Source organism: Actinomycetospora corticicola (assembly GCF_013409505.1).
Lineage (GTDB): Bacteria > Actinomycetota > Actinomycetes > Mycobacteriales > Pseudonocardiaceae > Actinomycetospora > Actinomycetospora corticicola.
The window spans coordinates 998,002-1,010,525 of the sequence record NZ_JACCBN010000001.1; the positions used below are offsets into that span (position 1 = coordinate 998,002).

The window sequence follows — 12,524 nt, forward strand, 5'->3', positions numbered from 1 at the left end:
GAGTGCTCACCTGGCGAGCGCAGCGAGCCACACCGTGACCGCCTCCGCCCCGGCGTCGCGGTGCCCCTGGACCCGGTCGCCGAGGTAGGACGAGCGACCACGCCGGGGCGCCATCGTCTCGGTCGACGCCGCACCCTTCCGGGCGGCGTCGAGGGCGTCCGACGCGGACCCGGACGAGGCGAGCGTGGACGCCGCGGGCAGCAGGGCGTCGAGCATCGTGCGGTCCCCGGCCTTCGCCCCGCCGAGGTCGGAGACGCCGTCGGCGGCCGCCTGCAGCGCCGTCGCCCAGGTCCCGCCGTCGGCCAGGTGCTCCGCCGCGTGCAGCAGCCCCGTCGCGTAGAGCGGGCCGGAGGTGCCGCCGATCGCCCGCCGCAGGGTGGCGGCCAGCCCCTGGAGCACCGCCACCGGGTCGTCCCAGCGGTAGGAGTCGAGCGCGTCGGTGATCGCGTCCGCCCCGCGGTTCAGCGAGGTGCCGAGGTCGCCGTCGCCGGTGGCGGTGTCCAGCTCGGTGAGGTGCGGCTCGGCCTCGCGGACCGCCGCGCACACGGCCTCGACCGCGTCCCGCATCCCCTCCGGCGCCGCGACCCCCGAGGACGTGGCCGCCGCCGCCTCCTCGGGGGCGTCCGGCACCAGCGCCACCCCGTCGGCCACGACGCCCGCGCCGGACGGCCACGCCGCCGAGCGGGCCGGGGCGTCGAGCAGCTCCAGGCGCGCGTCGTCGAGCCCGAGGACGGCGACGGAGAAGCCGGCCATGTCGATCGAGGACAGGAACGTGCCGGCCCAGGCCCGCTCCACGGTCACGTCCCGCGCCGCCAGGTGCTCGAGCGCCCGGCGCAGCAGGATCGACAGCTCCATCGGCGGCGTCGCCCCCGTGCCGTTGACCAGCACCGCGACCCGGTCGCCCGCGCCGAAGCCGCGGTCGTCGCAGACGGTGTCGAGCACCTCGTCGACGAGCTCGTCGGCCGGGCGCAACGACTCGCGCCGCACCCCCTGCTCGCCGTGGATGCCCAGGCCGATCTCGATCTGGTCGGCCTCGAGGACGAAGCCGGGCTCACCCGCCGTCGGGACGGTGGCGGCCGAGAGCGCGACCCCCATCGTGCCCACCGCCGCCGCGGCGTCCCGAGCGGTCCGGGCCACCTCCTCCAGGGACGCCCCCGCGTCGGCGGCCGCGCCCGCCACCTTCGTCACGAACACCGTCCCGGCGAGACCGCGGCGCCCGGCGGTGACGTCGTCGTCGGCGTCGAGGGCGACGTCGTCCGCGACCGTCACCATCTCGCACGCGATCCCCTCGGCCCGGGCGAGCTGGGCGGCGAGCCCGAAGTTGAGCCGGTCGCCGGTGTAGTTCATGACGACGAGCAGCACCCCCGGGTGGTCGCGGAAGGCGCGGATGCCGGAGAGCACGGCGTCGGCGGAGGGGGAGGCGAACACCTCGCCGCACACCGCGCCGGCGAGGTGGCCCGGGCCGACGTAGCCGGCGTGGGCGGGTTCGTGGCCCGAGCCGCCACCGGAGAGCACCGCGACCCGATCCGTCGGCAGGTCCGTCCGGACGAGCACGGTGGTGCCCTCGACGAGGGCCGCGCCCGGGGTGGACCGGACCACGCCCTCGAGCGCCTGGCCCACCACGTCCCCGGCGTCGTTGATCAGCTTCTTCACGCCGACGGGTTACCCGCGACGGTCACCCGTTCAGCCTCGACGTCACCCCGTTGCGGTCGAACCGGTGGGTGTAGCCCGGACGGATCCTGGCAATGAGAACGTCCGCGACGACAGGAGGCCGATGGGGATCCAGCTCGGGCCCGCCACGGGAGCCCACCGTGCGGTGCGCCCCGGACCGTCGTGGCCCCGGATCGCCCTCGGGGCGGTCGCCCTGGTCGCGCTCGGCGTCGTCGTCGGTCTGCTCGTGGCCCCCCGTGCCCCCGAGGTCACCGTCCCCGCGCCGAGCACCGTGGTGACCTCGCCCGTCTCCTCGGCCCCGGCGAGCTCGCACCCGACGATGCTCGGTCAGGTGGTCCGGGTCGACTCCGGCGACGAGGTCGTGGTGCGGGTCGGCGACTCGGAGGCCGTCGTCGCCGTGCTCGGGATCAGCGCGCCCCGGTCGGCCGGCGCCCAGCGGGCGACGGGGGAGTGCGGCGCCGCCGAGGCGCTGCGGTTCGCCGACCGGACCCTGTCCGGGCAGACGGTCACGCTCGTGCCGGACCCGACCGTCCCCGAGGTCGACGACGCCGGCCGCCGCCTCGCCTACGTCGTGCTGCCCTCGCAGCTCAGCTACACCGACGCGGCGCTGCTCGCGGGTGTCGTCGCCGCGGACACCACCCGCAGGCTCTGGTACGCGCCGGTCTTCGCCCGCGAGCAGGCCGAGGCCGTCGCCGACGACCGCGGCATCTGGGGTGCCCCGTGCCGCGCCGAGCCGGGGCAGCCCTTCCCGGCGGAGCGCTGAGGCTTCCCGACGACGGGTCGGTGCGGGTCGGTGCGGGTCGGTCATGATGTCCCCATGCCCGAGATGCACGTCCGCCTCCGCCGGCCCGACGGCACCACCGAGCGGGTGTACTCGCCGTCGCTGGTGCTCGCCGAGTACCTCGAGGAGGGCACCATGTACCCGCTCGATGACTTCGGGCGCCGGACCCGCGCGGCGTTGACCGAGGCGAGCGAGCGCGTGCGGGCGAAGTACGGCTTCCCGTGCAGCCGCGCGGCCGCCTCCCTGGCCGGCGTCGAGGCGCGCCTGGCCCGGCAGACCGGCGGCGGGGTGCTGGTCGAGGCGATCGAGCGCTAGCGACCGCCGCCGAGCACGCCACCCACCAGGCCGCCGACCCCCTGGAGGACCTCGCCGACCGCACCCGGACGGCGGGTCGGCCGGTCGGTGTCCGGGGCCTCGTCGTCCTGGTCCTGGTCCGGCTCCACCCGGGTCGGGGCGGGCTCGGTGGCCTCCGGGGTGGTCGGTTCGGCGGTCCGCGTGGGCGCGGGCCGGGACGTCCGGCCGCTCTCGGCGGTGGGCGTCGTCCGCCGCACCGGCTGCGCGACCGGTTCCGACGACGGTTCCTCCGCCGGGGCCTCCGACGACTCCTGCGACGACTCCTCGGCGGCGGGCGGAGCGGCGGGCACGACGATCGCCGGCGGCCCGGCGGTGTCGGGTGCGCCGACGGTGGCGCCCCCGGCGACCACGGCCGGCCGGTCGTCGGCCGACACCTCGGCGACCGGCCCGGAGGACGCGATCGCGACGGTCCCGGCAAGGACGGCGCTGGCGGCGAGCCCCGCCAGCACGAGCGCCCCGCGCGTCCCGGTGCTGCGGGGCACCGCGGTGCGGGCGGGCGCGCGGCCGACCACGGTGAGGCCGCCGAGACCCGTCGTCGCGGCCGGACCGAGCGCCCGGACGCCGGGGGTGACGCCGGGGGCGGTGAGCAGGGCGGCCGTGGGCGGCTCGGCCTCGACCAGGGCGCGGCGCAGGGCGCCGGAGGCGGTCGCGGCGTCGGGCCGGTCGGCGGGGTCGGTCGCGGTCATCCCGGCGAGCAGGTCGGTGACGTCGCCCGGTACGCCCTCGGGCAGGGCCGGACCGTGGTCGAGCCGCGCCTGCGCGGCCGAGAGCGGGTCGCCCGGGAAGGCGCGTCGGCCGGTGAGGGCCTCGATCAGCACCAGGCCGAGGGCGTAGAGGTCCGCCGGGGCGCCGGCGATCTCCCCGCGGACCTGTTCCGGCGCGAGGTACGGCGCGGCGCCCACGGTCAGTCCGGTGTCGGTGATGCGCGGGGCGTCGGCGACGAGGGCGACGCCGAAGTCGGCGAGGTGGGCCCGTCCGTCGCCGTCGAAGAGCACGTTGGCGGGAGTGACCCCGCGGTGGGTGACACCGGCCCGGTGCAGGTGGTCGAGGGCGCCGCTGACGACGGCCGCGGTGCGCAGCGCGACCGCGAGCCCCAGCCCGCCGTCCGTCGTCGCGAGTCGCGAGGTCAGCGACCCCCCGCCGAGCAGGGCCATCACGACGAAGGCGCGGCCGTCGTGCTCCTCGACGTCGTAGACCGGGACGAGCCCCGGGTGGTCGAAGCGGGCGAGCAGGGTGAGCTCGCGGTCGGCCCGCGGGTCGCACTCGACCCGGAAGATCTTCACCGCCGCGTCGCGCCCGAGCAGGGTGTCGTGCGCGCGGATCACCACCGAGCCGACACCACGGCCCAGGACCGCGCCGGGTTCGTAGCGGGCGGACAGGCGTGTCGGCAACGTCGGAACGGCCACCGTCGTCATGCCGGGTCTACCTCCACCGCTCGCGGGCCACGGCATCGTCCCGTGCGGTTACCCCGTTCGGCTCACTCACACGTCCCGATTCCCCCGAAGATGTGAGAGCGCACCGTCGGGGTGACCGACCCGTCTGAATCGTTGACAGAAGTTGCAGTCCCGAGTAGAACTTTTCGACGGGTCGCCCGGTCTCGAGCCGCGTGTGACCTGCACGAAAAGCACTCCCGGGTCTCCCGGGGACGAACCGCAAGGACGCGACGAGCAGTGGGCGCCGAGGGCCTCGACGACGAGGACGTACCCGCCCTGACCACCGGTCAGGCCGCGGACGTCCTCGGGGTGCAACCGGCGTTCCTGCGCAGTCTGGACGCGGGTCGGATGCTCCGTCCGCAGCGATCGGCGGGCGGGCACCGGCGTTGGACACGCCGGCAACTGACCCTCGCCGCCAGGGTGCGCGCGCTCTTCGACGAGGGGCTGACCCTCACCGCGGCCTGGAAGGTCGTCTCCCTGGAGGACCGGGTGGGCGAGGTCGAGCGCGAGCGCGACGTCGCCCTGGCCGAGCTCGACCGCACACGCCGGGAACTGGCCCGTGTGCGCCGGGGGTCGGCCGAGGCAGTGAAGGCCCGCACCGGGACCACCACCCGGACCGGGTCGTCCGTGCACGCGAACCGCGTGCCCGGACTCCCGCGCGTCACGGGGACCTCCCCGTCGGCCGCGTGCCCGTCGACCACCCCTGCGACCACCACGGACATCACCTCGCCATGAAGCTCATCGACCCGTCCCGCACCCACCGCCCGACCGTGCTCCGCCGTCCGATGCCGCCCTCGCTGGCCCGCATCCCGCTCGTGGACCTGTGCACCTGCAAGCACCCCCGCGAGTCCCACGAGCACTACACCGTCGCGCAGGACTGCGCGCAGTGCGACTGCCGCGCCTTCGTGCGCTGGGAGCCCGCGGGTATCTGACCCGCATCCGCCCGGGCCCTCGTCCCGCCGTCACCGACGGCGGAGCGGGGGCCTCTCGCGTCCCACGGCGCAGGAGACCCGCACCGCTTCCGAGGGCGTGGTGCGCCGCTCCCGCCTACCCTCGGAGCCGTGACGACCGTCGACGAACCGGCGCGCACCGCCCCGGTGGTGGTCCCACCGGTGATCGCCGCGCCGCATGCCCTCGTCGTCGGGGCCGGGATCGCCGGTCTGGCCGCCGCCACGTCGTTGCACCGCGCGGGCTGGCGGGTCACCGTCTGCGAGCGCGCTCCGGCCCGCCGCACCGGGGGCTACTTCGTCCGGCTCGCCCCGGAGGGCGTGGAGGCGGCCGAGCGGCTCGGCGTCGACGAGGCCCTGCGCAGCCGCCTCCCGGCCGACGGCATCATCACCGGGGTCGACGGGCGCGGTCGGACGACCTCGCGGGTCGACGCGGCCGTCGTCGAGGACGGCGTGAGCCTGGCGCTGGTGCGCGGGGACCTCGAGGCGGCGCTCTGGGAGGGACTGCCCCCGGAGGTGGAGGTCCGCTTCTCCTGCGCCCCGGACGCCGTCGCCGACGACGGCACGGTCACCCTCGACGGCGCGACCGGGCGGTGGGACCTCGTGGTCGCCGCGGACGGGGTGCGCTCCGCGGTGCGGGAGATGGTGTTCGGCCCCGAGGCGGCCTTCCGGCACGACTTCGACCACGTGGTCGTCTCGGCGGTCCTGCCCCGGCTGCCGGGCACCCTCGTCGAGGGGGACTACGTGGTGCTCGTCGAGCCCGGCCGTACCGCGCACCTCATGGCGATGGCGGGCCACGACCCGGTCGTCTTCTTCACCTACCGCGCCGACCTCGCCCAGGCGGCCGGCACGGAGCCCGCCGCGCGGCCGGAGGAGGCGCTCCGGGCGGTCTACGGGGACTTCGACGGGCTCATGCCGGAAATCCTCGACCTCGTGGGCGAGGCCGGCACCACCCACGCCGACACCGTGGGTCAGATCCACCTCCGGCGCTGGAGCAGCGGACGAGTGGTCCTGTTGGGTGACTCGGCATGGTGCCCGACGCTCTACTCCGGTCACGGCTCGGCGCTCGCGCTCGCCGGCGGCGAGGCCCTCGGCCGCCACCTGCGGGTTCCCGACGACGGGATCGGTCCCGACGTGCCCTCCGCGCTCGCCGCCTGGGAGGCCGAGCGCCGCCCCGGCACCCGCTCCGCCCGCTCCGCGGCCCGCCGGGCGCGGCACTTCTTCCTGCCGGGGAACCGGGTGGTGACCGTGCTGCGCGCGACCGCGCTGCGGGTCGCCTCGTGGCCGATCGTCTCCCGGCTGCTCGGCAGCGGCGCCCGCACGCGCGCCGCGGACCTCCACCGGGCGGACGTTCACCGGACGGACACCTCGTCGTCCGGGTCGACCACCCGTCCGGGTCCGTAGACTGTCGCTCGATCGGAACTGCAGGGTCCCGTCGTAGGCTGGATCTCCGATCACTGCAGGGCACCGGCGTTTTCACCGCCGAGAACGCCGGGAAGAGACCCCTCGGGCCGCGCCACCACGGCGTCCCCTCCGCCCCGCACGTTCGTGTGTCGAAAGGACGAGTCCCACCCCCCATGCACCCCGACCGCATCGTCGATACCCCGCGGCCCTCCCGTTCGCTGCTGGCCCGGCTGGCCGACCCCCTGGGCGTCGCCCGGGCCGCGGTCGACGCGCTGGACCCCTCGCGGTACCGGGGACGGCGGGTGTGGCGCGGTGACGGACGGGTCCACATCGGCGTGCCCGCGACGGCCCGGGAGTCGGGCTCGGAGCTGCTGCGCGCGGTGGAGAAGGCCCTCACCGCGCACCCGGCGGTCGACTGGGCGAGCGTGAACGCCGCGCTCGGCGTGGTCGTGGTGGCCCTCGCCGAGGACGCCGGCGGCGCCGACGACCTCGGCGAGACGGTGGACGACCTCGTCGACCTCGTCGAGGTGCTGGAGGAGCAGGAGCAGGTCGCCGACGGCGACGCCCACCCCGCGGGCGGCCACTCGCCGACCGCGGTGTCGCAGGCCCTCACGACCTTCGCCGCCGACCTGGCCGGTCTCGGCGCCGCCGGGATCGGCTCGATCCTGCGTCGCACGCCGCTGCCGGTCGAGCTGGCCTCCGCGGCCTCCTTCGTCGACCACCAGCCGCGTCTGCGGGCCGCCGTCGAGCGCGCCCTCGGGCGGCAGCGGGCGGACATCCTGCTCGCCCTCACCAACGCCGCGGGCCAGGGCCTCGGCCAGGGCTCGACGGGCCTGCTCGTCGACGCCGCCTACCGCGCCCTGCAGATCGCCGAGGCGCGGGCGGCGCACGACGCCTTCACCCGCGCCGAGCCGCGCCTGATGGCCGACCCCGAGCAGGTGACCGCCGCCGCCGACGACGCGACGACGCTGGACGCCCGGCCGGTGCCGTTCCCGCTCGGCCCGGTCGAGCGGCACGGCGACCAGGTCGGTCTCGCCGCCCTCGGTGGCTTCGGGACCACGCTCGCGCTCGGCGGCCCCCGACGGGCCGTCGGGGTCGCGCTGTCCACCCTGCCCAAGGCGGGCCGGATGGGCCGCGAGGGCTTCGCGACGACGTTCGGCCGGGTGCTGTCCCGCCGCGGTGCCGTGGTCGTCGAGCCGACGGTCCTGCGCCGGATGGACCGCATCGACACCGTGGTGCTCGACGCCTCCGCCCTGACCACCGGGGCGCTCATGCTGGGCGACCTGGCGCTGGTGGACGGCGACGGGCTGACCGCCCCGGACGGCACCCCCGTGTCGGTCGAGTCGCTGACGCCCCTGGTGCACGAGCTGTTCGACCCGTCCGACGCCACCCGGACCGCGTCCCACCACGCCGGGTGGTCACTCGCGCCGCTGCCCGCCGGGCAGGAGGACGAGCCCGTCGTCGCCCAGGCGGTCGACGCGCTCCGCACCGACGGCGCGACCGTCGTGCTCGGCCTCTCCCACGGCGGCTCCGACGACCGGGCCCTGGTGGCCGTCGTCGGCGCCCTCCCTGAGCCGGCCGCCGCGGCCGAGGCGCTCGGGGCGGCGGCCCGCCGGGCCGGCCTGACGCTCGTCGTCGGGACCGAGGACCAGACGTCGGCCCCCGCGTCCGACGGCGAGTCCGACGGCGAGGCCGGCCCCGAGGCCCTGCCCGGTGCCGACGGCGCCGTCCCCGCCACCCGCCGCACGGTGGACCGGCAGGTCCCCGGCGGCGAGGGACTGGCGACGGCCGTGCGGTTGCTGCAGCTCGAGGGCGCAGGCGTCCTCGTGGTCTCGCGTGACCGTCGGGCGCTCGCCGCCGCCGACCTCGGCATCGGGGTCACGCGCGCCGACGGCATCCCGGCCTGGGGCGCCCACGTGCTGGTCGGGGACGACCTCGCCACGGCCGCCCTACTCATCGAAGGGGTCAAGGTCGCGAAGGCGACGTCCGGCCGGTCCGTCGGGCTGGCCCGGGCGGGCACCGTGCTCGGCGCCGCGATGGCCACGGCCGGGACGGCGCCCCGTGGTGCCTCGCTCGCCGGCCTCGCGGTGAACGGCGCCGCCGGCGTCGCGCTCGGGGCCGGGGCCTGGTCGGCCTCGGAGCTGGGCCGCAAGACCCTCGTGCCGGGCGTCTCCCGCACGCCGTGGCACGTCATGCCGGCCGAGACCGTGCTGACCCGCCTCGACGCAGGAGAGCAGGGGCTCACCGCCGCCGAGGCGGCCCGTCGCGTCCGGGAGGACCCGGCCGCCGCCGAGGAGACCACCTCGCTGGGGCGGGCCTTCATCGAGGAGCTCAACAACCCGCTGACCCCGGTGCTCGCGGGCGGCGCCGTGCTCTCCGCGGCCATCGGCGCCATCGCCGACGCCGCCATCGTCGTCGGCGTCACCGCCGCCTCCGCGCTCATCGGCGGGGTCCAGCGCGTGGTCACCGACCGCGCCGTGGCCGGCCTGCTGGAGCGTTCGTCGACCCGGGCCCGGGTGCTGCGCGACGGGGTGCCGGTCGCCGTCACCGCCGAGGACGTCGTCGTGGGCGACGTCATCGAGCTGGGGCCGGACGACGTGGTGCCGGCGGACTGCCGCGTGCTGCGGGCCGACGCCCTGGAGCTCGACGAGTCGTCGCTGACCGGCGAGTCGCTGCCGGTGCCGAAGACCGCCGCACCCGTCATCGCGCGGTCCGTCGCCGACCGGCGCTCGATGCTCTACGAGGGCACCACCGTCGCCACCGGCCGGGGACGCGCCGTCGTCGTCGCCACCGGGTCGTCGACCGAGGTCGGCCGGTCGACCGCCGCCGCCCGGGCGAACGCCCCGGTCGCGGGCGTGGACCAGCGGCTCTCCGGCATCACGAAGATCACCACGCCGCTCGCGCTGGCGTCCGCGGCCGCCGTCGTCGGGGCCGGTGCCGTGCGCGGCCTCCCGATGAACCAGAACCTGCACTCCGGGGTCGGCCTCGCCGTCGCCTCGGTGCCCGAGGGCCTGCCGTTCATCGTCTCCGCCGCGCAGCTGGCCTCCGCCCGCCGCCTCAGTGCGGAAGGGGCCCTCGTCCGGAACCCGAAGACGATCGAGGCCGTCGGCCGCGTCGACGTCCTGTGCTTCGACAAGACCGGCACGCTCACCGAGGGCAAGCTCGCGCTCTCCGCGATCTCCGACGGCGTGAAGCTCCGGCCCACCGACCGGCTGCGCAAGCGGCAGCGGCGGGTGCTCGCGGCGGCGCTGCGGGCGACACCGCGGCCGAAGGCGGGGGAGCGGCTCGCGCACCTCACCGACCGCGCCGTGGTGTTCGGGGCCCAGTCCTTCGACGTCGACCCCGAGCACAAGCGCGCCGCCTGGTGGCCGGTGGCCTCGCTCGACTTCGACCCCAGCCGCGGCTACCACGCCACGCTGGGCGAGGCCCGGAGCGAGGAGGGGCTCAAGGAGCAGGTGCTCTCGGTGAAGGGCGCCCCCGAGGTCGTCATCGCCCGCTGCGTCGACTGGGGCGGCACCGAGCTCGACGACGAGGCGCGCCAGCGGCTCGTGGAGCACACCGACCTGCTGGCCGGCCAGGGCATGCGCGTGCTCGCGGTGGCCGAGCGGTCGCGGCCGTGGGGCGACGCCCCCGAGCACGGGCTCGAGGTCACCGACGACGACGTGGCCGAGCTCAGCTTCGTCGGCTTCGTCGGCTTCACCGACCCGGTCCGCGCCGGCTCGCAGGCCACCGTGCGCGACCTGCGCGAGGCCGGGGTCCAGGTCGTCATGATCACCGGCGACCACCCCAGCACCGCCGAGGCCGTGGCGGAGGAGCTCGACGTCCTGAACGGCGGGATCGTCATCACCGGTCAGGAGATGGACGAGCTCGACGACGACGCCCTGGACGCGGTCCTGCCGACGGTGCGCGTGGTCGCCCGCGGCACGCCCGCGCACAAGGTCCGCGCGGTCCAGGCCTTCCAGCGGCTCGGGCGCACGGTCGCCATGACCGGCGACGGCGCGAACGACGCCCCCGCGATCCGGCTGGCCGACGTGGGCATCGCGCTCGGCCGCCGCGGGACGCCCGCGGCGCGGGCCGCCGCCGACCTCGTCGTGACCGACGACCGCCTCGAGACCATCCTCGCGGCGCTCGTCGAGGGCCGGGCCATGTGGGCGTCGGTGCGCGAGGCGCTCGGCGTGCTCGTCGGCGGCAACATCGGCGAGATCGCGTTCACCGTCCTCGGGGCGTCGACCACGGGGACCTCGCCGCTGACGGCCCGCCAGCTCCTGCTGGTCAACCTCCTCACCGACCTCGCCCCGTCGCTGGCGCTGGCCGTGCGCGCCCCGGCACCGGGGGACGCGCGGTCGCTGCTGGCCGAGGGACCCGAGGCGTCGCTCGGCGACGCCCTCAACCGCGAGATCGCGCTGCGGGCGGCGGCCACGGCCGGGGGCGCGACGCTGGCCTGGATCCAGGCGCAGGCGACGCCGTACGGCAGCCCGGCCCGGGCCCGCACGGTGGCGCTCGCGGCCCTCGTCGGGACGCAGCTCGGACAGACGGTGGCGGCCGGCGGGCACCGCAGCCCGCTCGTCGTCGGGGCCTCCGTGATCTCGGCGGGTGCGCTGTTCGCGGTCGTGCAGACGCCCGGCGTGAGCCAGTTCTTCGGCTGCACCCCGCTGGGCCCGATCGCCTGGGGACAGGCGGCCGGGTCGGCGGCCGTGGCCACCGCGGCGTCGATGGTCGGCCCGGGTCTGGTCGAGCGCTACGGCGACGTCATCGCGCCGGAGGGGTCGGCGATCGCCGGTCTGCTGGAGCGGTTGGCCGAGGTCCGCGACGAGGCGGGTGCCCGGTACCTGGCGCTGCAGGAGAAGGCCACCGCTGCACTGACCGGGTGAGTGGCGCTGGTCACTCCGTGGTGTTTGTGCAGGTCGCAGGCGGGGAACACTGTGCGTAGCAACGCACCCGGAACCAGGGAGTAGTGGGAACCGCCATGGCCGACCGCGACGTGAAGCCGACCGACGACGGCTGGCAGGTGCTGAAGAAGGGCGCCCAGCGCGCCAGCGCGAAGGCGCCGACCCAGGTCGAGGCCGTCGCGCGGGCGACCGAGATCGTGTCGAACGACGGGGGCGGCAAGGTCGTCGTCTACGGCACGGACGGCAAGGTCCGCGAGAGCCAGACCGTGAAGGCCGGCGCCGACACCGCCACCGAGGCCCCGAAGAACGCCGCCAAGGCCACCGTGGCCGGCGCCCGTGCCACGGGCAAGGCCGCCGCCGACAAGGCGGGCAAAACGGCGCAGGCCGTCTCGTCCGACGCGAAGGCGACCGGCGAGAAGGTGGCCGACCGCGCCGAGACCTCGGCGAAGAAGGCCACGGCGCAGGCGAAGGCCGGCGCCGAGGGCATCGCCGACGAGGCGAAGGCCGCCACGAACGGCAAGTCCGTGCAGGCCGCGGCCGAGGATGCCGCCACGATCGCGCAGGCCAGCGGTGGGCAGGTCGCGGAGACCACGAGCCGCGCCGGCGAGCGCATCGCCAAGGACACCGCGCGGGCCGGCAAGCGTGCCGGCCAGACGGTCGGCGCGGCCGCCGAGGAGGCGGGCGAGAAGGCCGTCGAGGGTGGCGACCGGGCCGCCCGCGTCAGCCAGGGCGTCGACCGTGAGCTGAACACCGTCGGCGACGACCTCGCCGGCAACATCACCAGCGTCACCGAGGCCCAGGCCCGCAAGGTCGACGCCGCGGTGGAGGAGGCGACGCGTCAGGCGAACGCCGCCGCGCCGTCGTACAACCCGGTGCGGATCGCCGGTCAGGTGGCGGGTTTCGCGGTGCGCACCGCGTTCAGCGTCACCGGGGCCGTCGTCTCCGCGGGGGGCGCGCTGCTCTCCGGGGCCGCCCGGAAGGCCACCGGCCGCCGGTAGTCGTCCTGCAGCGAAGGGCCCCTCCAGTCGATCCACTCGACCGGAGG

9 protein-coding genes are annotated in these 12,524 nt (G+C 76.7%); 7 read left to right on the forward strand and 2 right to left on the reverse strand.

Annotation, left to right across the window (positions count from 1 at the left end):
• Positions 1 to 6 precede the first annotated feature (6 nt).
• Entirely contained in the window at positions 7 to 1,653 is a 1,647-nt protein-coding gene (locus BJ983_RS04710; protein WP_179792758.1) for a dihydroxyacetone kinase family protein, read from the reverse strand.
• A 121-nt stretch (positions 1,654 to 1,774) separates the two neighbouring features.
• Between BJ983_RS04710 and BJ983_RS04715 the strand changes: the two genes are divergently transcribed.
• Together BJ983_RS04715 and BJ983_RS04720 are read left to right on the forward strand one after the other, a co-directional pair.
• Positions 1,775 to 2,434 carry a thermonuclease family protein gene (locus BJ983_RS04715; RefSeq protein WP_179792759.1) on the forward strand — a complete coding sequence of 220 codons (660 nt, stop codon included), beginning with the start codon at positions 1,775 to 1,777 and terminating at the stop codon, positions 2,432 to 2,434.
• A 54-nt stretch (positions 2,435 to 2,488) separates the two neighbouring features.
• On the forward strand, positions 2,489 to 2,767 hold the full coding sequence (locus tag BJ983_RS04720; RefSeq protein ID WP_179792760.1) for an MSMEG_0570 family nitrogen starvation response protein: 279 nt from the start codon (positions 2,489 to 2,491) through the stop codon (positions 2,765 to 2,767).
• Here BJ983_RS04720 and BJ983_RS04725 read toward each other — a convergent pair.
• Positions 2,764 to 4,221 (reverse strand): serine/threonine-protein kinase, encoded by a 1,458-nt coding sequence (locus tag BJ983_RS04725; protein ID WP_179792761.1) that lies wholly within the window; start codon positions 4,219 to 4,221, stop codon positions 2,764 to 2,766. The two genes, BJ983_RS04720 and BJ983_RS04725, sit on opposite strands and share 4 nt — an antisense overlap.
• Before the next feature lie 255 nt (positions 4,222 to 4,476).
• On the opposite strand from BJ983_RS04725, the gene BJ983_RS04730 reads away from it, so the two are divergent.
• The 5 genes from BJ983_RS04730 (at position 4,477) to BJ983_RS04750 (ending at position 12,477) form a co-directional block, all read left to right on the forward strand.
• Positions 4,477 to 4,974, forward strand: coding sequence for a MerR family transcriptional regulator (locus BJ983_RS04730; protein ID WP_179792762.1), 498 nt, complete (start codon positions 4,477 to 4,479; stop codon positions 4,972 to 4,974).
• Complete coding sequence (locus tag BJ983_RS04735; protein ID WP_179792763.1) at positions 4,971 to 5,171, forward strand: hypothetical protein; 201 nt, start codon at positions 4,971 to 4,973, stop codon at positions 5,169 to 5,171. The genes BJ983_RS04730 and BJ983_RS04735 overlap by 4 nt, the downstream gene beginning before the upstream one ends.
• A 129-nt stretch (positions 5,172 to 5,300) precedes the next feature.
• Positions 5,301 to 6,590 (forward strand): FAD-dependent monooxygenase, encoded by a 1,290-nt coding sequence (locus tag BJ983_RS04740; protein WP_179792764.1) that lies wholly within the window; start codon positions 5,301 to 5,303, stop codon positions 6,588 to 6,590.
• Positions 6,591 to 6,763: 173 nt separating this feature from the next.
• Positions 6,764 to 11,461 carry a cation-translocating P-type ATPase gene (locus BJ983_RS04745; RefSeq protein ID WP_179792765.1) on the forward strand — a complete coding sequence of 1,566 codons (4,698 nt, stop codon included), beginning with the start codon at positions 6,764 to 6,766 and terminating at the stop codon, positions 11,459 to 11,461.
• 95 nt (positions 11,462 to 11,556) lie between these two features.
• Positions 11,557 to 12,477, forward strand: a complete 921-nt coding sequence (locus BJ983_RS04750) for a DUF2188 domain-containing protein (RefSeq protein ID WP_179792766.1) — start codon at positions 11,557 to 11,559, stop codon at positions 12,475 to 12,477.
• Positions 12,478 to 12,524: the final 47 nt, after the last annotated feature.

What these genes read in the sequence shown, in the direction of transcription:
- BJ983_RS04715 (WP_179792759.1), top strand. Translation starts at nt 1,775, where the DNA reads ATGGGGATCCAGCTCGGGCCCGCCACGGGAGCCCACCGTGCGGTGCGC.
- BJ983_RS04720 (WP_179792760.1), top strand. Translation starts at nt 2,489, where the DNA reads ATGCCCGAGATGCACGTCCGCCTCCGCCGGCCCGACGGCACCACCGAG.
- BJ983_RS04725 (WP_179792761.1), bottom strand. Translation starts at nt 4,221, where the DNA reads ATGACGACGGTGGCCGTTCCGACGTTGCCGACACGCCTGTCCGCCCGC.
- BJ983_RS04735 (WP_179792763.1), top strand. Translation starts at nt 4,971, where the DNA reads ATGAAGCTCATCGACCCGTCCCGCACCCACCGCCCGACCGTGCTCCGC.
- BJ983_RS04745 (WP_179792765.1), top strand. Translation starts at nt 6,764, where the DNA reads ATGCACCCCGACCGCATCGTCGATACCCCGCGGCCCTCCCGTTCGCTG.
- BJ983_RS04750 (WP_179792766.1), top strand. Translation starts at nt 11,557, where the DNA reads ATGGCCGACCGCGACGTGAAGCCGACCGACGACGGCTGGCAGGTGCTG.